This is a genomic window from Ruegeria sp. AD11(2025), from assembly GCF_056542405.1.
Map to the genome: position 1 here is coordinate 98,174 of NZ_JBQFZU010000006.1, position 19,355 is coordinate 117,528.

The 19,355-nt window shown below is 59.8% G+C and carries 18 protein-coding genes; 8 read left to right on the forward strand and 10 right to left on the reverse strand.

Translation table 11 applies throughout. The annotated features are described in order from the left end of the window. Positions 1-23 precede the first annotated feature (23 nt). The 3 genes from ACR1XY_RS07955 to hslO are packed head-to-tail and all read right to left on the reverse strand — an operon-like array spanning position 24 to position 2,741. The gene (locus tag ACR1XY_RS07955; RefSeq protein ID WP_480591930.1) at positions 24-1,178 is read right to left on the reverse strand and encodes a CCA tRNA nucleotidyltransferase; all 1,155 of its coding nucleotides are present in this window, start codon (positions 1,176-1,178) and stop codon (positions 24-26) included. After that, positions 1,175-1,780, reverse strand: coding sequence for a CoA pyrophosphatase (locus ACR1XY_RS07960; protein WP_480591932.1), 606 nt, complete (start codon positions 1,778-1,780; stop codon positions 1,175-1,177). Before ACR1XY_RS07960 ends, ACR1XY_RS07955 begins: the two co-directional genes overlap by 4 nt. Further along, on the reverse strand, positions 1,764-2,741 hold the full coding sequence (hslO, locus tag ACR1XY_RS07965) for an Hsp33 family molecular chaperone HslO (protein ID WP_480591934.1): 978 nt from the start codon (positions 2,739-2,741) through the stop codon (positions 1,764-1,766). Before hslO ends, ACR1XY_RS07960 begins: the two co-directional genes overlap by 17 nt. Before the next feature lie 76 nt (positions 2,742-2,817). Between hslO and ACR1XY_RS07970 the strand changes: the two genes are divergently transcribed. Further along, positions 2,818-3,261 (forward strand): NUDIX hydrolase, encoded by a 444-nt coding sequence (locus ACR1XY_RS07970; RefSeq protein ID WP_480591936.1) that lies wholly within the window; start codon positions 2,818-2,820, stop codon positions 3,259-3,261. On the opposite strand, the gene ACR1XY_RS07975 is transcribed toward ACR1XY_RS07970, so the two are convergent. Then, entirely contained in the window at positions 3,258-4,553 is a 1,296-nt protein-coding gene (locus ACR1XY_RS07975) for a PP2C family protein-serine/threonine phosphatase (protein ID WP_480592162.1), read from the reverse strand. The two genes, ACR1XY_RS07970 and ACR1XY_RS07975, sit on opposite strands and share 4 nt — an antisense overlap. Before the next feature lie 132 nt (positions 4,554-4,685). Between ACR1XY_RS07975 and ACR1XY_RS07980 the strand changes: the two genes are divergently transcribed. Then, positions 4,686-5,015: an Hpt domain-containing protein gene (locus ACR1XY_RS07980; RefSeq protein ID WP_480591937.1), complete on the forward strand. Its 330-nt coding sequence runs from the start codon at positions 4,686-4,688 to the stop codon at positions 5,013-5,015. Here the strand turns inward: ACR1XY_RS07980 and ilvA are convergent. After that, positions 5,012-6,238, reverse strand: coding sequence for a threonine ammonia-lyase IlvA (ilvA, locus tag ACR1XY_RS07985; RefSeq protein WP_480591939.1), 1,227 nt, complete (start codon positions 6,236-6,238; stop codon positions 5,012-5,014). The genes ACR1XY_RS07980 and ilvA overlap by 4 nt on opposite strands. 58 nt (positions 6,239-6,296) lie before the next feature. Further along, positions 6,297-7,037 (reverse strand): hypothetical protein, encoded by a 741-nt coding sequence (locus ACR1XY_RS07990; RefSeq protein ID WP_480591940.1) that lies wholly within the window; start codon positions 7,035-7,037, stop codon positions 6,297-6,299. Between the two features lie 140 nt (positions 7,038-7,177). Between ACR1XY_RS07990 and ACR1XY_RS07995 the strand changes: the two genes are divergently transcribed. The 5 genes from ACR1XY_RS07995 (at position 7,178) to msrA (ending at position 11,773) form a co-directional block, all read left to right on the forward strand. Then, positions 7,178-8,401, forward strand: a complete 1,224-nt coding sequence (locus ACR1XY_RS07995) for an argininosuccinate synthase (protein WP_480591942.1) — start codon at positions 7,178-7,180, stop codon at positions 8,399-8,401. 141 nt (positions 8,402-8,542) lie between these two features. Next, positions 8,543-9,610: a YjgN family protein gene (locus ACR1XY_RS08000; protein WP_480591944.1), complete on the forward strand. Its 1,068-nt coding sequence runs from the start codon at positions 8,543-8,545 to the stop codon at positions 9,608-9,610. Between the two features lie 3 nt (positions 9,611-9,613). Beyond that, positions 9,614-10,657, forward strand: coding sequence for a M48 family metallopeptidase (locus ACR1XY_RS08005; RefSeq protein ID WP_480591946.1), 1,044 nt, complete (start codon positions 9,614-9,616; stop codon positions 10,655-10,657). Positions 10,658-10,720: 63 nt separating this feature from the next. Continuing rightward, a complete protein-coding gene (locus ACR1XY_RS08010) occupies positions 10,721-11,005 on the forward strand; it encodes an SCP2 sterol-binding domain-containing protein (protein WP_170326135.1) in 285 nt (94 codons plus the stop codon). A gap of 96 nt (positions 11,006-11,101) precedes the next feature. Beyond that, a complete protein-coding gene (gene msrA, locus ACR1XY_RS08015; RefSeq protein ID WP_480591948.1) occupies positions 11,102-11,773 on the forward strand; it encodes a peptide-methionine (S)-S-oxide reductase MsrA in 672 nt (223 codons plus the stop codon). Here msrA and ACR1XY_RS08020 read toward each other — a convergent pair. Both ACR1XY_RS08020 and ACR1XY_RS08025 read right to left on the reverse strand, forming a co-directional pair. After that, positions 11,770-12,639 (reverse strand): ribokinase, encoded by an 870-nt coding sequence (locus ACR1XY_RS08020; protein WP_480591950.1) that lies wholly within the window; start codon positions 12,637-12,639, stop codon positions 11,770-11,772. The two genes, msrA and ACR1XY_RS08020, sit on opposite strands and share 4 nt — an antisense overlap. Continuing rightward, positions 12,636-14,900 carry an NADP-dependent malic enzyme gene (locus ACR1XY_RS08025; RefSeq protein ID WP_480591952.1) on the reverse strand — a complete coding sequence of 755 codons (2,265 nt, stop codon included), beginning with the start codon at positions 14,898-14,900 and terminating at the stop codon, positions 12,636-12,638. The genes ACR1XY_RS08020 and ACR1XY_RS08025 overlap by 4 nt, the downstream gene beginning before the upstream one ends. A gap of 161 nt (positions 14,901-15,061) precedes the next feature. Between ACR1XY_RS08025 and mutS the strand changes: the two genes are divergently transcribed. Next, positions 15,062-17,674 carry a DNA mismatch repair protein MutS gene (gene mutS / locus ACR1XY_RS08030; RefSeq protein WP_480592164.1) on the forward strand — a complete coding sequence of 871 codons (2,613 nt, stop codon included), beginning with the start codon at positions 15,062-15,064 and terminating at the stop codon, positions 17,672-17,674. 31 nt (positions 17,675-17,705) lie between these two features. Here mutS and ACR1XY_RS08035 read toward each other — a convergent pair whose 3' ends face one another. Together ACR1XY_RS08035 and hrcA are read right to left on the reverse strand one after the other, a co-directional pair. Further along, a complete protein-coding gene (locus ACR1XY_RS08035) occupies positions 17,706-18,269 on the reverse strand; it encodes a nucleotide exchange factor GrpE (protein ID WP_480591953.1) in 564 nt (187 codons plus the stop codon). 10 nt (positions 18,270-18,279) lie between these two features. Continuing rightward, on the reverse strand, positions 18,280-19,344 hold the full coding sequence (gene hrcA, locus ACR1XY_RS08040) for a heat-inducible transcriptional repressor HrcA (protein WP_480591955.1): 1,065 nt from the start codon (positions 19,342-19,344) through the stop codon (positions 18,280-18,282). Between the last annotated feature and the right edge of the window lie 11 nt (positions 19,345-19,355).

Consider the following 19,355-nt stretch of genomic DNA (forward strand, 5'->3'; position numbering starts at 1 on the left):
TCATCCCTTTTTGAGACTTCGTCTCAACCGCCCAGCAGGTCCTTGCGATTCAAGGAAAAGCCAGAAGCGATCCAGCGGGTTTCAAGCTCGGCCAGTTTTTTACCCAGCGCGGGGCCGGTGAAGTCAGGGATCAGGTCGGTCGCCTGAACCGGAAAATCGGCGGCGGCACCTTTGCGCAAATCCTGCCGCATGTCTTCGGACCAGGGCTGTTCCAGAAAAGCGCAGCGCAACAGGGTTTCGTGCATCCCGCCTTCTTCCCCATAGCGGAAGCCCAGTTCGGCAATACTGGCGGTGCCTGCGGCCTCATCCCGCATCCGGGTCAGCCGTTGCAACTGCGCCTTGCTCAGGCGCAAGGTTTTGGCGATCTCAGGGGTGGCAATGGCGGCCAGACGTCGGATCGGCTCGGGGGTGACCCCGGCCTGGTGTTCCAAAACGACCAGAGGCGCCAGCGACCGGTCTTCGGCCCCCGGGGTCAGCTGTGCCAGGACACCCGCCTGACGCATGGCAGCAACCGAAGGCGCGGGATCGGGTGCGCCCATAAGCTTCAGCAGCTCGGCCCCGACCCGTTCGCGCGACAGGCCAGCCAGCCCGTCCAGATTGGCCGCAATCGCCGCCAGTGCGTCCGGGTCGAACCCGGCCTCGGCATCGCCATACCAGGCGTGGAACCGGAAATAGCGTAGCGAGCGCAGGTAATCCTCGCGAATTCGGTTTTCGGCCGTGCCGATGAACCGCACGCGCCGCGCCTGCAGGTCGGGCAGACCATTCAACGGGTCCAGCACTGTGCCATCGGGCCGGGCATAGATCGCGTTCATGGTGAAATCGCGGCGCGCGGCGTCCTCTTCCACCTTGTCAGAAAAGGCCACCACAGCACGGCGGCCATCGGTTTTTACATCGCGGCGAAAGGTGGTGATCTCGTGCGGGGCACCACCACTGACCACGGTAATGGTGCCATGATCAATGCCGGTGGGAATAGCCTTGAGACCTGCCGCCTGTGCCAGTTCCATCACCCGCTCAGGGTGCGCATCAGTGGCAATGTCGATATCCGAGACTGGTGCACCCAGCAGCGCGTTTCGAACGCAGCCACCCACAAACAGCGCCTGTGCCCCAGCCCCGGTCAACGCCGCGCAGACCTTTTGTGTTGCCGGGTCAGTAACCCAGTCTTCCGATATTTGCGTCATTCACTCACCCGCGCGGCCAATCCCCGCAACATCCGGGCCGTCGCGCCCCAGATGTAATAAGGACCGAACGGCACAGTGTAATAATTCCTTTTGTGACCCCGCCAACGGCGCGATTCAACGAAATAATTCGCAGGGTTGAGTACATGTGCAAGCGGAACCGAGAATACCTCATCAACTTCACCGGGTTCCGGGGTCAGTTGGAACGGTGCCCGTAAGATCGCGACAACCGGCGTCACGGTAAAAGATGTGACGGTCTCATGGGTCGGCAGGTGTCCCAGAATCTCGGGCAAGTCAGGCGGCAGACCGATTTCCTCCTGCGCCTCACGCAGGGCAGTGGCGGTGACATCCACATCGCCCTCATCCTGCTTGCCGCCAGGAAAGGCGATCTGGCCGGGGTGATGTTTCAAGGCCGAGGACCGTTTGGTCAGGATCAGCCGTGGTATTCCGGTTGAAACCGAGATCGGCACCAGAACGCCTGCCGGGCGCAACTTGCGGCCCTCGGGTAAAACGGTTTCCGGGTTAAGGTCGAAATCGCTCGACCCGGGACCAGGGCGGCTGAGCGCCGCCCGTAATTGCTCGGTTGGATCAGGTGTCGTCCGCATCAAATCCGACCGTGCCCGGTTCCAGCACATAATGGGCACCGCAGAACTGGCAATCGGCGGTCACTTTGCCCTCGGGCGTTGTCATCTTTTCGATGTCCTTGGCCGAGTAGATCGACAGGCTTTGCCGCACGCGGTCCTCGGAACAGGTGCAGCCGAACTGCACCGCTTGCGCGTCGTAAACCCGCGGCTGTTCCTCGTGAAACAGGCGGACCAGCAGGTCGGTCGGTGCGATCGAAGGCCCGATCAATTCCAGATCTTCGACTGTATCCAGCAGGATATTGACGCGGCCCCAGTTTTCACCCTCTTCGCCATCCACCAGATCTTCGGCGGTCAGGATCTGGCCTTCACCCTCGCTGGTTGCCACAAACGGCGAGGCTTTGGGCATGTGCTGTAACATGACCCCGCCGGCGCGCCAGTGCTCACCAACACCCGGCTCGGTCGATTTGCCGAAGCTTAGCGAGAACCGGGTCGGCAGCTGTTCGGACTGCGCAAAATATGCCTCGGCACAGGCGCTGATCGAACCACCGGCCAGCGGTGTGATCCCCTGGTAGGGCTGCGAACCCTTGCCCTGATCGATCATGATGGCGAAATAACCTTCACCCACCTGATCAAACGGCGCGCCATCGGTCAGGCGGTCGCGGTCGAAACTGGCATAGGCGCGGATCCGGGCCGGTTCACCCTCTTGCTTGGGTGCGTAATAATCGGTGGCAATCATGCGCACCGGGCCCTTGGACTGAACCTGCAACGACAGTTTCCAGCGCAGCGAAATGGTCTGGCCGATCAATGCGGTCAGCAGGGCCATCTCGGCCACCAGCGCCTCGACCTTTTCCGGATAATCATGCTGCTTCAGGATGCCGTCGAGTACGCCATCCAGACGGGCCACACGGCCGCGCATATCCGATACATCAAGTTGAAAGGGCAGGACGGTATCGTCCCACGCTATTTTCGTTCCAAGAGACATGGGGTTTCCTTAAACGCCACAGGTTGGCATACCGCCACCATATAGGTCGAACACTTCGGGTTGTAAGGGGCCATACATGATCAGACGGTTCGGTGAAACCCCGCAAGCGGGGCAGAAATACATCAGACGTGTGGGTGTTTATGCATTGTTGCCTCGTGGTCGGCACCTTTTGCTGACTTGTCAGATGGAGCCCGGCCCCGACCTGCAACTGCCCGGCGGCGGGATCGACCCCGGCGAATCACCTGTCACCGCCCTGCACCGCGAAGTGTTCGAGGAAACCGGCTGGCTTGTGGCCGCGCCACGTCGCGTTGGCGCGTTCCGGCGGTTCACCTACATGCCCGAATACGACCTGTGGGCGGAAAAGGTCTGCCTGATCTACCGCGCCCGCCCCGTACGCCGTATCGGCCCGCCGACCGAGCCGTTTCATGAGGCGTTGTGGATGGATACCGCAGATGCAACGCAAATGCTGGGCAATGCCGGTGACCGTCACTTTGCCGCTCAACACCTGAACCGGCTCTAGGGCCCGTTATATTCAAAGAAAACGGCCGAGACGTCGTCATCCGTGCCGCTGCCGGGGGCCATGGCCTGTGTCAGGCGCCAGAACATGTCGTCCAGAAACTCGGTCCCGCTGCGGCCGGGGGCGCATTCCAAAGCCATCCGACGCAGCCCTTCCTCTTCCAACAGCCCGCCACTGGCGAGCCCGCATTCGGTAAAGCCATCTGAATACAGCAACAGCTTGTCGCCGGGATGCAGATAGGTTTCGGTCTGCTGAAACGAGACGTCCGACAGCAATCCGATGGGCAGCCCGCCTTCGCCCAGAAACTCGGTCCTGCCATCGTGGCGCAACACCAGCGGGTGTGGGTGCCCGGCTTGCACCATTTTCAGATGCCCATTGCGCAAGTCAACGATCGCATAAACCATGGTAAAATACTCTTCGACACCCGCATCGGCCATCAGGCGGCAATTGAGCATTTCGGCCACCTGCTCGGGCGGTAGCAGCGCATAGAACTTGTCCATCCGCTTTTCCATCGCCACGTTCTGGTCAAAATGCTTGCTGGACAGATAGCCCCCCAGCCGCGCTGTCATCATCGCCGAGGTGATACCGTGGCCCGACACGTCGATGCTGTAGAACCCAAGCCGATTGACCCCGGGCGAGAACATTCCCACCAGATCGCCGCCAATATGGCCACAGGGTTTCAGCAACATGCTGACCCGCGACTTGCCGAATTCGCGGGTCAGTTCCGGCACCAACGAGTCCTGAATTTTCCGGGCCTGCATCAGATCCTTGTCGATGGCATCATGCGCCACGCGCAATTCTTCCAGAGCGGTTTCGATCAACCGGTTTTTCTCGGACAGTTCCCGCTGCATATCCAGAATACGCGCCCCAGCCGAAATGCGCGCGCGCAGCTCATCGGCCTCAAGCGGTTTGATCAGAAAGTCGTCGGCCCCTGCATCCAGTCCTTTTGCCACCTCCTGCTTTTCGCTTTTTGAGGTCAGCAGGATGAAGTAGCTGTACTGCTCACTGTCCAGCGCCCGGAACGCGCGGCAGAATTCCAGCCCGCTCATCCCCGGCATGACCCAGTCGCTGACCACCAGATCCGGGGGGTAGGCGTGGCACATCTCGATGGCCGCATCACCGCTGTCGGCCTCAAGCACTTCGAAGCCCCATTTTTTTAGCGAGGCAACCAGAATCCGCCGTTGCAGGCGACTGTCATCAACGACAAGTACCTTTTGGATCGCGCCAAAATCCAGCTCTGTCCTGGCCTCTGCCTGACTGCCTTCTGCCACCTGTACCCTCTGCACTGCAACCATACCTGAACGCGCCGACCCTAGCGCGCGGCTATTTAACATCCCGTGAAGGCGTCTTGATTGCGTTGCTTAACCCGCTCTTTACCCGCCTCGGGCTACGCAGGTCATGTCGCGATAAGTGTGGAGAGGCAGAACATGATCGACTGGTCCAGGGTCAGACAGCTGCGGAATGAGGTGGGCGCCGGTGAGTTTGACGAGGTGGTGCAAGTCTTTCTGGACGAAGTGCAGGAAACCATTGAACGGGTGCACCGGGACACAAACCGGGCCGAGTTCGAGCAAAACATGCATTTCCTCAAGGGCAGCGCGCTGAGCCTTGGGTTCGACCGCTTCTCAAGCCTCTGTCAGGATGCCGAACGCAACGCCGCCGCTGGCAAGGCGGCTGAGGTTGATCTGCCCGCGATTTTGAAGATCTATGACGAGTCCCGCACTGTGTTCCTGACTGACAAGGCCGTGAACCTGACCTAGATCACGAACTGCGCCAATGTCTCGTCTTCGGTGATGTCGGTATAGGTGAACCCGGCCTCATCCAGATGCGCGAACAGGCGGGCGAAGTTTTCGGGCTTGCGGGTTTCGATTCCGATCAGGACCGAGCCGAAATTGCGCGCCGATTTCTTCATGTATTCGAACCGGGCGATGTCATCCTCAGGGCCGAGAATGCTTAGAAACTCCTTCAGCGCGCCGGGGCGCTGCGGCAGGCGCAGGATGAAGTATTTCTTGACGCCGGAGTAACGCTGCGCCCGCTCCTTGACTTCGGGCAGACGCTCGAAATCGAAATTACCGCCTGAGGTGACGCAGACCACAGTCTTGCCACGAATAAAGCTTTGGACATCAACAATGGCCTCGATCGCCAGTGCGCCGGCGGGCTCCAGCACTATGCCTTCGACATTCAGCATCTCGATCATGGTAGTGCAGATGCGGTCTTCGGACAGGACCAGCACGTCGGACAGATGGCGATCCTTCAACAGCTCAAAAGGTTTCGCACCGATTTTCCCCACAGCCGCGCCGTCGACAAAGTTGTCTACCCGATCCAGCGCCACCGGATGCCCCGCCGCCATCGCCGCGTGCAGGCAGGCCCCACCCTTAGGCTCGACAAACAGGCAATGGGTCCGGTCCCCGAACCACGTCGCCACGCCCGAGGACATGCCACCGCCACCCACCGGCAGGATCACGTGATCGGGCAAGTCGCCCAGCTGTGCCTCAATCTCAACCGCCAATGAGGCCTGCCCTTCGATCACATCCTCATCGTCGAACGGAGACAAAAAATGCCCGCCCTGCTGCGCGCACCACGCCTGCGCTGCGGCCAGCGTGTCGTCGAAATAGTCGCCGATCAGGTGAATCTCGATATTGTCGCCGCCAAAGATGCGGGTCTTTTGGATTTTCTGCTGCGGCGTCGTCACCGGCATGAAGATCACACCCTTCACGCCCAGATGCTTGCACATATAGGCCACGCCTTGCGCGTGGTTGCCCGCACTGGCGCAGACAAAAAGGTCCTGCCCCTGCTGCTTGCGCATGGCATTGAACGCGCCGCGTATCTTGTAGGACCGCACCGGGCTCAGGTCCTCCCGCTTGAGCCAGATATCCGCGCCATAGCGGTCGGACAGATGGGCATTCCGCTGCAGAGGTGTGGGCGGAAACACGGTGCGCATTGCCTGTTCGGCGGTGCGGGCGCGGGTCATGAAATCAGTCATGACCGTTTCACTGCCGTATCACCGCCGAAAGGGCAAGGAATACATATGTGTACGTGGCTCAGGAGAGCTCGCGTTTTTCAACACAAACCCCATAAAACGTTGTCAGAACGCTCAAACTGGTCATTGCAATCGCCCAGTTCACAACAGACTGAAGCACAAACCCAAGAAGTTCAGAAAACGCTCCGAAAAACCCTGATACAAGACCAAGAGCAAAGCCAAACGCGCCCAAAATTACAAAAACGAGCAGGACCGCCGTCGCAATGGGCCGCGTAGCACGCCACGAGTCATCAAGCTTAATTGGCTTACCTACAGCGCTTGCTGGAAGCACCAAGCTAAGCCGCTGAATAACCCAAAACATGAAAATCAACCCGACGACCAAAAGAGCTCCGCCAAACAATGAAAGCGAACCGCCTGCAAAACCTCCGGCTGCGTAAACTACGCCGAACAGCAGAGCTCCCAAACCTATGAGGATCGCCCCCAACAAGAAACCCCATCCAAAATACGAAACGATGCGTGCCCCGTTGAAATCCGGAAATGTTTTTTCCGGGTACTCTTCCAGCAGGCAATAACGATGCCATGAAACGGCCACCCAAAGGGCCGCAACGTAGTTCAAAAGGCCAAGCAGCAATACGCCGCCAAACTCTCCTTGTTCTCCGCTGAGATAGGCCGGCCCCTTAACAATGAACAGCACCACCCCCAGAAAGGAAACTGCAATGATCGGAGAAGACACGCGCAACGCAGTTCCGAAATCATTGAAAATCATCCCAAGCGCATGTTTGAAAATCTGCCAACTCAACATCGAAAACCGCCCTCTCAACCAATCCTTGTTCTCTTTGCACCCGTTTCACCCCAATTCCCGCCCAGCGTCAACGCAGATAACTTGCCCCCGCTTTCAAAACCCGTTAGGGGCCAAGCGTTCTACGCATAAAGGGAAGTCAGATGTCCGCGCCCAAGAAAGTTGTTCTGGCCTATTCCGGTGGCCTTGATACCTCGATCATCCTGAAATGGTTGCAGACCGAGTATGGCTGTGAGGTCGTCACCTTCACCGCCGATCTGGGTCAGGGTGAGGAACTGGAACCCGCCCGCAAGAAGGCCGAGATGCTGGGGATCAAGCCCGAGAACATCTATATCGAGGATATCCGCGAAGAGTTCGTCCGGGATTTCGTCTTCCCCATGTTCCGCGCCAACGCACAGTACGAAGGCCTGTATCTGCTGGGCACCTCGATCGCGCGCCCGCTGATCTCGAAACGTCTGGTTGAGATTGCTGAAGAAACCGGTGCTGACGCCGTAGCACATGGCGCGACCGGCAAGGGCAACGATCAGGTTCGCTTTGAGCTGGCAGCTTATGCGCTGAACCCCGAGATCAAGGTTATTGCCCCATGGCGTGAATGGGATCTGACCAGCCGTACCAAGCTGCTGGAGTTTGCCGAAGCAAACCAGATCCCGATTGCCAAGGACAAACGCGGCGAGGCACCCTTCTCGGTCGATGCCAACCTGTTGCACACCTCGTCGGAAGGTAAGGTTCTGGAAGACCCCGCCGACATGGCGCCCGACTATGTCTATCAGCGCACCGTCCACCCCGAGGATGCGCCGAACGAGCCCGAGTACATCGAGATCGGTTTTGAAAAAGGCGACGCGGTCAGCATCAATGGCGAAGCGATGAGCCCCGCCACCATCCTGACCAAGCTGAACGAATATGGCGGCAAGCACGGTATTGGCCGTCTGGACCTGGTCGAAGGTCGTTTCGTGGGTATGAAATCGCGCGGCATCTATGAAACGCCGGGCGGCACCATCCTGCTGGAAGCACACCGTGGCATCGAATCCATCACCATGGACCGTGGCGCGATGCACCTGAAAGATCAGCTGATGCCGCAATATGCCGAATTGATCTATAACGGTTTCTGGTACTCGCCCGAGCGTGAGATGCTGCAGGCCGCAATTGACAAGAGCCAAGAACACGTCACCGGCACCGCCCGCGTGAAACTGTACAAAGGTCTGGCCTCGACCGTTGGCCGCTGGTCGGATCACTCGCTCTATTCCGAAGCACATGTGACCTTTGAGGAAGATGCAGGCGCTTACGATCAGAAGGACGCGGCAGGCTTCATCCAGTTGAACGCGCTGCGCCTGAAACTGCTCGCAGCACGGGACAAACGCCTGAAGTAGAGGAACTTCTGCACAAAAAAGTTGAATTGACCGGACGGGTCGCAACTTTGCCGCAGAATTGCCCGGTTGGTTGAACACACAGAACGGGTCGGTCCAGTAAGGAGTCCGGCCCGTTTTTCATTCAATCCAATCGAGGCATTCATGCAGGCAGATCACCGACAGGAACCCCCGGCAGAATTTGAGTTTCGGGGATCAGCGAGCGAGTACTTCGGCATCTGGATCGTAAACCTGCTGTTGTCGCTATTGACCTTTGGCATCTACAGCGCCTGGGCCAAGGTGCGCTCGAAAAAGTACTTTTACCAGAACACCTATGTCGCCGGGCGCAGCTTTGATTATCACGCGACGGGCGCGCAGATCCTGATCGGGCGGCTGATCGTGATCGCCGGGATCATCGCCTTCACCGTTCTGGGCGCAATTCCGCTGGTGAACCTGGTCATGTTGCTGGGTTTGGTGTTCCTGATCCCCTACCTGCTGGTGCGGTCCTTGCGGTTTCAGGCACGCATGTCCAGCTGGTCGAACGTGCGGTTCGATTTTCAGGGCAGATGGGGGTCGGCCGCGGCCAACTATTTCCTATACCCCCTCATCGCGGCGCTGACGATCTATACCACATGGCCCTTCGTGACCCGCTCGATCCAGAGGTTTCACGTGAACGGGCACAGCTTCGGCACCACGCCTCTGCATTTCGACAGCCCGATTGCGCCTTTTTACAAGGCCTTTCTGGCAACAGCTGCCTGGGTCATTGTCAGCGTTGCCGTGATTGGTACCCTGCTGGGGGTGAACCTGTCCACGTTCGACGCATTTCTGGCCCTTGAAGACAACCCCGAAGACATCACGGCAATCCTGGCCGTTTTCACGATCTACGCATTTCTTCTGCTGGTGCTGGTTCCAGCAACGATCATTTATCGCGCCATGGTTCGCAATACGGTCTACAACTACACTATTCTGGGCGACGGGCACCGGTTCTATTCGGATGTGAACGCCCTGCGTCTGCTGTGGATTTCCGTTTCGAATGCTGTAATTGTCGCGATGACACTGGGTCTGATGCTGCCCTGGGCGCATGTACGCCGGGTACGCTATCTGGCCAATCACACCACATTCGTCCCTGCCGGTCCGCTGGATGATTTCGTGGGCGACGTCAGCGCACAAGTCAGTGCCATTGGCGACGCCTACGGGGATATCGAGGGCTTTGACATTGGCATCGCGGTCTGACCTTTGAGCACGTTTCCCGAAGATATCGGCGCGCCTGTCCACGGGCGCGCCTATCCGCCTCTCAGCTCGCGCGAGATCCCTGCGCGGCTGGCAGTGGGCACCAATACCGTCTGGCTGATTGGCGATCAGGGTCAGATCCAGACCCGCTGCACCCCCGAGGAGCTGTCGGTGGAGACCCGCGTCGGATCAACCGAACGGCGGGTGAAGTTCCCGGACGGCACCCTGTTTCTGACCGACAAGCACGCAGCGCTCGAGCATCTGATCGCCGACTCCAGCGGATCGCGCCTGCATCAGGCAGAGAAGTTCCACCCCCGTCTTATCCTTGTCACACTGGCCAGTCTGGTCGCGATCTGGGGTGTGTGGAAATACGGGCTTTCGGTGCTGGTGGCGTTGGCGGTGTGGATGACCCCTCCGCCGCTTGTGGCCGCCATTGATGCCGGTGTGATGCAGGCGCTGGATCAGATCATGACTGAGCCCAGCGCCCTGAGCGACCAGAACAAAGCCAGGGTTCAGGACAGTTTCGATCGGGTCCTGGCGGCGCTGGGTCCCGCAGCCGAGGATCACGACTACACTCTGGAATTCCGCGACCTTCCGGGAATGGGCCCGAACGCCTTCGCCCTGCCGGGTGGCACGATTGTGGTGACCGACGACCTGGTGCGGCGGGTCTCAACCGATGCGCTGGCCGGGGTGATCGGGCATGAGATCGGGCATGTGGCCGAACAGCACGGGCTGACACAAATCTACAGCTCGCTCGGGGTGTTTGTGCTGATCGGGATGATGGCGGGCGATACCGGCCCGGTGCTGGAACAGGTGCTGCTGGAAGGTAACCTGATCCTGTCCCTGTCCTATTCCCGCCAGCACGAGTTGGCAGCGGACCAGTTCGGCGTCGATCTGGCCAAAAAGGCTGGTTTCGACCCCAATGGCCTGTCGGACTTCTTCGAGTTGCTGGAACAGGAATTCGGCGATCAGGATATAGATTGGCTCAGCACGCACCCGCGGTTCGAGGATCGTCTGGAAAACCTGAAATCCGTGACCCAAGGTCACTAGGCGCGGGCTATTGCCTGCGCCCCGACTGCCCCCTAACCCTGTGGCTGAAACAGGAGGGACCCCATGACACTTGCCGCTATCGCCGATGGCATTCAGAAAAATCTGGTCGGGCGCAGCTTTGAAGGCTCGCTGAAATTCGACTGCGGCGATGACGGCGTCATCGTGCTGGCCGACAATCAGGCCAGCACGCAGGATCGCGACACCGATTGCACCATCCGCATCTCGCAGGACAACCTGACCAAGCTGCTGACCGGCAAGCTGAACCCGATGACCGGGGTGGCACTGGGAAAGCTCAAGATCTCGGGCAATATGGGTGTGGCGATGAAGCTGGGGCAACTGTTGGGCTGAGGCGATAAACTCGTCTCACCACCGCGTGACAAACCATGTCAGCGGATTGCGCCGGTGCATAAGTCAGGGCAGCCTGATCCCGAAAGGAGCCCTGCCATGACCCGCATCGCCTATTTCGACTTCGTCAAACCAACGCTGCTGTTTGCTTTGATCGCACTGGCCGCCCTGCTGCGCGCCGCGCCCGCGCCGGCCGCCGGGACCGAGACCCTGACGGTTGCGGGGGGCTGTTTCTGGTGTGTCGAATCCGATTTCGAATCCGTACCAGGCGTGATCGGAGCGGTCTCGGGCTTTACCGGCGGTAAAACCGCAAACCCGACCTATGATCAGGTTACCAAAGGCGGCACCGGTCATTACGAGGCGGTCCAGATCACATTTGACCCGGCCCGGGTGTCCCGTGAAACGCTGCTGAACATGTTCTTCCGCTCGGTCGATCCAACCGATGCAGGCGGTCAGTTCTGCGACCGGGGGGACAGTTATCGCACGGCGATTTTCGTCTCTAACGCGGGGGAAAAGGCGCTGGCGCAGCAGGCCAAGGCTGATGCGCAGCGCGCCTTGGGACAAACGGTTGTCACGCCGATCCTGCAGCAAGGCGCGTTCTTTCCGGCAGAAGCCTATCATCAGGATTACTACAAGGGCACCAAGCTGGTCCTGACCCGCTTTGGCCCCAAGCGCCAGCACAGCGCCTACAAAGCCTATCGCAAAGCCTGTGGCCGCGATGCCCGGGTCAAGCAACTCTGGGGCAGCGCGGCGCCGTTTGCCGGGTCTTAATCGAACCGCGCCTCGTGCACCTCTTTGAGGTCGGGGATCACATCCGCCGTTCCGTGCCGCGTGACCATCAGGGCCGCGGCACGATTTGCCTGAGCGATTGCTTGCGCCATCGGCATCCCGTGATCCATTCCCGCCAGGACATATCCGGTGAACGTATCGCCGGCACCTGTAGTATCCACGGCTTGCACCTTATGGGCGGGAAAGTCCGAGGCCTCGCCGCGATGGTAATACCGCGCGCCTTTTGAGCCCAACGTGACGATCACATGTTCGATCTTCAGGTCGGTCACCGATTGTCCGGTGGCATCGCGCAACTGCTCGGCCTCGACCTCATTCAGGATCAGAAAATCCAGATAGGGCAATACGGCCTGCACCGCTGCGGCCTGAAACGGGGCTGCGGCGTAGCAGACGGACAAGCCCAGCGCACGGGCTATCTTTGCGGCCTCGACCTGCAGGGTGGTTTCGTTCTGCATCACCAGCAGATCACCCTGCGATGCAGAGGACAGCGCCTGCCCTAGCTGGTCCGGCGTGATTGCGTGGTTCGAACCCGGAAACAGGATGATATTATTCTCGCCCTGCGCATCCACAGCAATGATGGCGTGACCGGTGGGTATATCGACCTCAGCAACATAGCGGGTGTCGACGCCGTATTCCGTCAACCGATCCCGCGCCCAGCGCCCATCTGGCCCCACGGCCCCGATATGCGCCACCTGTGCCCCGGCTCGCGCCGAGGCCACGGACATATTTGCCCCCTTGCCACCCAGAAACCGATCCAGTCGATTGGCCGATAGCGTCTCTCCCGGCCCAGGCAGGTACGGCACATCATAAATCATGTCCGCGTTGATCGAGCCGAGATTCCAGATCGTCATGGTTTGCCCGAAATATCGCACGAGGCCAGAATGGCCATGTTCAGGATGTCATTCGCCGTCGAGACGGTCGAACAGATCTGGATCGGCTTGTCGACACCCGACAGGATTGGGCCGATCACCGTGGCGCCACCCATTTCCTGCATCAGCTTGGTCGAAATCGACGCCGAGTGCCGTGCGGGCACGATCAGGATATTCGCAGGGCCGGTCAGACGCTGGAACGGGTAACCCGCCTGTTGGTCCACGTTCAGGGCCACATCCACGGTCATTTCGCCTTCGTATTCGAAATCGACGCCGCGTTGGTCCAGAACGGCAGGAGCGCGGTGCATCTTCTCGGCCCGTTCCGACACCGGATAACCGAAGGTCGAAAAGCTGACGAAAGCCACGCGCGGCTCAAGCCCCATGTGGCGGGCCACGGCGGCCGCCCGTTCGGCGATATTCGCCAAGTCGTTCTCATCCGGCCATTCATGCACCAGCGTATCCCCGATCAGAACGATGCGGCCTTTGTGCAGCAGCGCGGTGACACCAGCCGCGCCATGGGCCGCGTCAGCGTCGAACACGTGGTTGATCCGGTCCAGAACATGCGCCGATTTGCGCGTGGCCCCGGTTACCAGACCGTCGCCATGCCCGTGCGCCAGCATCAGGGAGGAGAACACATGCCGGTCGCGGGCGGCCAGCCGGTGAATATCCTTGCGGTCAAACCCCTTACGCTGCAGGCGTTTATACAGGAAGTCGTTATAGGTATCGAGATGTGCGGTGTTGGCGGCATTCACCACCTCCAGCTCGCGCACGGCATCGCCCAGACCGGCCTCTTCCAGCTTTTGCTTGACGTCCTCGACACGACCCACAACCAGCGCCTTGCCAAAGCCCGAACGCTGATAGGTCACCGCCGCGCGCAGCACGCGGGGATCGTCGCCCTCGGCAAAGATCATGCGGCTTTGGGCCTGGCGCGCGCGGGCGTTCAGGCCGCGCAGGATGCTGGCGGTCGGATCCATGCGGGATTTCAGGCTCAACTCATACGCGTCCATGTCGATGATCGGACGGCGGGCCGCGCCGGTGTCCATACCCGCCTTGGCCACGGCGGGTGGGATACGGTGGATCAGACGAGGATCGAACGGCGTTGGAATAATATAGTCGCGACCAAAGGTCAGCGATTTGCGATAGGCCATGGCGACCTCATCCGGCACATCCTCGCGCGCCAGGCGGGCCAGCGCATGGGCACAGGCGATCTTCATCTCGTCATTGATGGCGCGGGCGTGAATATCCAGCGCGCCCCGGAACAAGTAGGGGAAGCCCAGAACGTTGTTCACCTGATTCGGGTAGTCGCTGCGACCGGTAGCGACGATGGCATCCACGCGGACCTCATGGGCTTCTTCCGGTGTGATCTCGGGATCGGGGTTCGCCATGGCGAAGATCACCGGGTTGTCGGCCATGCTGGCAACCATATCCTGCGTCACCGCCCCTTTGACCGACACGCCCAGGAACACGTCGGCACCTTTCATCGCATCTTCCAGCGTTCGCAGATCGGTGGTGATCGCGTGGGCCGATTTCCACTGGTTCATGCCCTCGGTCCGGCCCTGATAGATCACACCCTTGGTGTCACAGACGATGCAGTTCTCATGCCGCGCGCCCATCGACTTGAGCAGTTCGATACAGGCAATCCCCGCCGCCCCCGCACCATTCAGGACGATCTTCACATCCTCGATCTTCTTACCCGAGATATGCAGCGCGTTCAGCAGGCCCGCCGCACAGATCACCGCTGTGCCATGCTGGTCATCGTGGAAGACCGGAATATCCATCTCTTCCTTTAGGCGTTGTTCGATGATGAAACACTCGGGCGCCTTGATGTCTTCCAGATTGATGCCACCGAAGGTCGGTCCCATCAGCCGCACCGCACGGCAGAACTCATCCGGGTCCTCGGTGTCCAGCTCGATATCGATCGAGTTCACGTCGGCGAACCGTTTGAACAGGACTGATTTGCCTTCCATTACCGGTTTCGACCCCAGTGCGCCCAGATTTCCAAGGCCCAGAACCGCGGTCCCATTCGAGATCACCGCAACAAGGTTGCCCTTGTTGGTATAGTCATACGCCGTCTCAGGCGCTTCGGCGATGGCTTCACATGGAACAGCAACTCCCGGGCTGTAGGCCAGCGACAGATCGCGCTGCGTGGTCATGGGAACGGTGGCTTGCACCTCCCACTTGCCGGGGGTCGGATCGAGGTGAAAGGCCAGCGCCTCTTCTTTGGTGATCTTCGTTTTGGGCATCTTTTTGGTCGTTTCCATGACTTCGGGGCTGTCGCCTCATAACGCAGGAGAACGCCCGCCTCAACGAGAATGAGTTTTCGGCTTTTACAGAAGATGCGGGATTTGTAAGGTCGCGCCCGGAACACGCCAGAAAGGGACCGCTTTTGTCCACAGTCACGCCGATGATGGCGCAATATCTCGAGATCAAAGAGGCCCATTCGGACGCCCTGCTATTTTACCGCATGGGCGATTTCTACGAGATGTTTTTCGAAGACGCGGTGAACGCGGCCGAGGCGCTGGACATCGCCCTGACCAAGCGTGGCAAGCACAATGGCGAAGATATCCCGATGTGCGGTGTCCCAGTGCATTCGGCCGAAGGGTACTTGTTGACCCTGATCCGCAAAGGCTTTCGCGTCGCCGTCTGCGAACAGATGGAAAGCCCGGCTGAGGCGAAGAAAAGAGGCTCTAAATCGGTTGTAAAACGCGATGTGGTGCGTCTGGTGACTCCCGGCACACTGACCGAGGACGCCCTGTTGGAAGCCCGTCGCCACAACTTCCTGGCCGCCTATGCCGAAGTCCGGGACGAGGCGGCGCTGGCCTGGGCAGATATCTCGACCGGCGCGTTTCACGTGATGCCTTTGACCTCCGTCCGCCTCAGCCCAGAGCTGGCGCGGCTGGCCCCGTCCGAGTTGATCGTGGCCGATGGTGTACAGGATAAGCTGGGAGAACCGGTGCGCGATCTGGGGATCTCATTAACCCCGGTTGGGCGGGCCAGCTTCGACAGCACCGCCGCCGAAAAACGCATCTGCGGATTGTTTCACGTGGGCGCGCTGGACGCGTTTGGTTCGTTTGGGCGCGCCGAGATTTCGGCCATGGGCGCGCTGATCGACTATCTCGAGATTACGCAAAAGGGCAAACTGCCCCTTTTGCAAACACCGCTGAAGGAATCCGAAGACCGCGTTGTACAAATTGACGCCGCCACGCGCCGCAATCTGGAACTGACGCGATCCCTGGCCGGCGGTCGCGCCGGATCACTGTTGTCCGTGATCGACCGAACCGTGACTCCGGGCGGCGCGCGCTTGCTGGAGCAACGCCTCTCCAGCCCCTCACGCAATTTAGATGTAATCCATGCCCGGTTGGACGCGGTGTCCTACGCCACCGATGACAGCCTGACCGCCTCGGACCTGCGCGAAGCGCTGCGCAAAACCCCCGATCTAGACCGCGCCTTGTCTCGCCTGTCGCTGGACCGCGGCGGCCCCCGCGATCTGGCCGCCATTCGCAACGGGCTGACCCAAGCCGCGGCAATTGCCGGAATTTGCGAGGGTCAGGACCTGCCGGTTTTTCTGGCGACCGCTTTGCAAAACCTCGTGGGTTTTGATGATCTGTTGAACCTGCTGGACGAGGCCCTTGTCGCTGAACCGCCCCTTTTGGCCCGCGACGGCGGTTTCATCGCCCCCGGTTTCGACGCCGAGTTGGACGAAGCCCGCACCCTGCGCGACGAAGGCCGCTCGGTCATCGCCGGATTTCAGCAGAAATACGCGGAACATACCGGCATCACCTCGTTGAAGATCAAACACAACAACGTGCTGGGCTATTTCATCGAAACCACGGCCACCCATGCCGAGAAGATGCTGAACCCGCCATTCTCCGAGACCTATATCCACCGCCAGACCACCGCCAATCAGGTGCGGTTCACGACCGTGGAACTCTCCGAGATCGAAACCCGCATCCTGAACGCCGGAAACTTGGCGCTGGAGATCGAAAAGCGGCTCTATCAAAGGCTTTCTGATGGTATTCTGGCCCTTGCTGCCCATCTTAACCAGGCCGCCCGCGGGCTGGCCGAGCTGGATTTGACCACTGCTCTCGCCGATCTGGCGCGTGGAGAAAACTGGTGCCGTCCGCAGGTCGACACCTCGCGCGCCTTTGATATACAGGGTGGCCGTCACCCCGTCGTGGAACATGCGCTGCGCCAGCAAAGCGGCGACGCCTTTATTGCCAACGACTGCGATCTGAGTGCTGACCAAGGCGCTGCGATCTGGTTGCTGACCGGTCCCAACATGGCTGGTAAATCGACTTTCCTGCGCCAGAACGCCTTGATCGCACTGCTGGCCCAAATGGGCAGCTATGTCCCTGCGGAACAGGCGCATATCGGTGTCGTCAGTCAGCTTTTCAGCCGGGTCGGAGCCTCGGACGATCTGGCCCGGGGCCGCTCGACCTTTATGGTCGAGATGGTTGAAACCGCCGCCATCCTGAATCAGGCAGATGACCACGCGCTGGTCATTCTGGACGAAATTGGTCGCGGTACCGCTACTTATGACGGCCTGTCCATCGCCTGGGCCACGCTGGAACATCTGCACGCCGCTAACAAATGCCGCGCGCTTTTCGCCACCCACTACCACGAATTGACTTCTCTGGCCGGTAATCTGGAAGGTGTCGACAACGCCACCGTCGCCGTCAAGGAATGGGAAGGCGAGGTGATCTTCCTGCACGAGGTTCACAAAGGCGCCGCCGACCGGTCCTATGGTGTTCAGGTTGCGCAGTTGGCTGGCCTGCCTGCCTCGGTCGTGGAGCGCGCCCGCGTGGTTTTGGATCAACTGGAGAAAACTGAACGCGAAGGTGGCAAGCAGAAAGCCCTGATCGACGACCTGCCGCTGTTCTCAGCCGCCCCGCCGCCGCCTCCGGCGCCCAAAACCTCACCGGTTACGGATTTGCTGGATGTCATCCTGCCGGATGAATTGACCCCGCGCGAAGCCCTGGATCTGATCTACAAACTGAAAGAGGCGGCCAGAACCTGACCGCCTCGACACTGTTCAGTTCCATAGCCTCTTAGCTTGCGGGCGTCGATGACACGCCAACCTGCGCCGGGCGCAGCAAGCGGTCATGCAGCATGAAACCTTCGGCTGAAACCTGAATGATGTCACCAGCACGGGTACCGGGCACCGGCGCTTCGAACATGGCTTCATGGATATTCGGATCGAATCGGTCACCAACCTCGGGCGTGATGACTTCAATCCCGTGTTTCTGAAACACGTCCTTCAGCGCGCGCATGGTCAGTTCCACTCCTTCCAGCAGGCCAGCAGCAACTTCTTTCTGCTCATCGGTCGCCGCTTCAAGTGCGCGTTTCATGTTGTCATAGACCGGCAGCATGTCACGCGCCAGCTTCGACCCACCATACTGTTCCGCATCCCGGCGGGCTTTGTCACCACGCTTGCGCGCATTCTCGGCATCCGCCAAGGCGCGCATGAACTTGTCCTTGTAATCGTCACGCTCGGCACGCAGCTCATCCAGTTCCAGCGCTTCGTCGCTGAATTCCGCGATTTCTTCCGCCAGCTCTTCCGCTTCGGCCGTTGCGATATCGTCCAGAAAATCTTCGTTCTTGGGCTCTGCCATCTCTTACCCTCTAGCTCCGGTCGGATATCAGCTTGCCGACCAGTTGCGCCGTATAATCCACGATCGGCACGATCCGTCCATAATTTAGACGCGTGGGTCCGATGACCCCGACCGCACCGATTATCTTTCGATCAGCGTTCATATATGGAGACACCACCAAAGAGGAACCCGAAAGTGAGAAAAGTTTGTTCTCAGAGCCGATAAAAATGCGCACACCCTCGCCTTCTTCGGTCAATTCGAGGAATTCCGCGATATCTCGCTTGCGTTCCAGATCGTCAAACAGGGTTCGGATACGGTCCAGTTCCTCTTGCTGACCCGGTTCATTCAGCAGATTCGCCCGTCCGCGTACGATCAGACGGGCCGAGTCGCCGCTGCCCCCATCCCAGGCCGCCATGCCGCTTTCCACCATCTCGCGCGCCAGCACGTCGATCTCTTGCTTACGGGCGTCGATCTGGGTCTGCATCTGACGGCGTACTTCACCCAGTGTTCGCCCCTCGATCAGCGCGTTCAGGAAATTCGCCGCCTCGCGCATAGAACTTGGCGTCTGCCCGGGTGGCGGTGTGAACAGGCGGTTTTCCACCTGACCGTCCGAGAACACCAAAACCACCAAAGCCCGGTCATGACCCAGAGAAACGAACTCAATATGCTTGATCTCGGCCTCATGCTTGGGTGTCAGCACCAGCGAGGCGCCTTGTGTCACGTGTGACAATGCCGCACCCACACGATCCAGCATTCCGCCCACATCACCTGCGTTAGAGCCTAACGTCTCGTCCAGTTTCTGCCGATCATCCGCACCCAGATCGCCGATTTCAAGCAGCCCATCCACGAACATACGCAGCCCCTGCTGTGTTGGAATCCGTCCCGCACTAACATGCGGGCTGTCCAATAAGCCCAGAAACTCCAGATCCTGCATCACGTTCCGCACTGTCGCGGCACTGACCTTTTCCGATAGGGTACGGGTCAGGGTACGGCTACCGACGGGCTCGCCGCTATCCAGATAGCTTTCTACGATCAACCGGAATACTTCGCGTGACCGGTCGTTCATCTCATTCAGAATTTTGCTCGCTTCGCTCATCAGCGGCCCCC

Bases quoted from the DNA above. Each gene is read 5' to 3' on its own strand.
- ACR1XY_RS07955 (WP_480591930.1), bottom strand. From the start codon at position 1,178: ATGACGCAAATATCGGAAGACTGGGTTACTGACCCGGCAACACAAAAG.
- ACR1XY_RS07960 (WP_480591932.1), bottom strand. From the start codon at position 1,780: ATGCGGACGACACCTGATCCAACCGAGCAATTACGGGCGGCGCTCAGC.
- hslO (WP_480591934.1), bottom strand. From the start codon at position 2,741: ATGTCTCTTGGAACGAAAATAGCGTGGGACGATACCGTCCTGCCCTTT.
- ACR1XY_RS07970 (WP_480591936.1), top strand. From the start codon at position 2,818: ATGATCAGACGGTTCGGTGAAACCCCGCAAGCGGGGCAGAAATACATC.
- ACR1XY_RS07975 (WP_480592162.1), bottom strand. From the start codon at position 4,553: ATGGTTGCAGTGCAGAGGGTACAGGTGGCAGAAGGCAGTCAGGCAGAG.
- ACR1XY_RS07980 (WP_480591937.1), top strand. From the start codon at position 4,686: ATGATCGACTGGTCCAGGGTCAGACAGCTGCGGAATGAGGTGGGCGCC.
- ilvA (WP_480591939.1), bottom strand. From the start codon at position 6,238: ATGACTGATTTCATGACCCGCGCCCGCACCGCCGAACAGGCAATGCGC.
- ACR1XY_RS07990 (WP_480591940.1), bottom strand. From the start codon at position 7,037: ATGTTGAGTTGGCAGATTTTCAAACATGCGCTTGGGATGATTTTCAAT.
- ACR1XY_RS07995 (WP_480591942.1), top strand. From the start codon at position 7,178: ATGTCCGCGCCCAAGAAAGTTGTTCTGGCCTATTCCGGTGGCCTTGAT.
- ACR1XY_RS08000 (WP_480591944.1), top strand. From the start codon at position 8,543: ATGCAGGCAGATCACCGACAGGAACCCCCGGCAGAATTTGAGTTTCGG.
- ACR1XY_RS08010 (WP_170326135.1), top strand. From the start codon at position 10,721: ATGACACTTGCCGCTATCGCCGATGGCATTCAGAAAAATCTGGTCGGG.
- msrA (WP_480591948.1), top strand. From the start codon at position 11,102: ATGACCCGCATCGCCTATTTCGACTTCGTCAAACCAACGCTGCTGTTT.
- ACR1XY_RS08020 (WP_480591950.1), bottom strand. From the start codon at position 12,639: ATGACGATCTGGAATCTCGGCTCGATCAACGCGGACATGATTTATGAT.
- ACR1XY_RS08025 (WP_480591952.1), bottom strand. From the start codon at position 14,900: ATGCCCAAAACGAAGATCACCAAAGAAGAGGCGCTGGCCTTTCACCTC.
- mutS (WP_480592164.1), top strand. From the start codon at position 15,062: ATGATGGCGCAATATCTCGAGATCAAAGAGGCCCATTCGGACGCCCTG.
- ACR1XY_RS08035 (WP_480591953.1), bottom strand. From the start codon at position 18,269: ATGGCAGAGCCCAAGAACGAAGATTTTCTGGACGATATCGCAACGGCC.
- hrcA (WP_480591955.1), bottom strand. From the start codon at position 19,344: ATGAGCGAAGCGAGCAAAATTCTGAATGAGATGAACGACCGGTCACGC.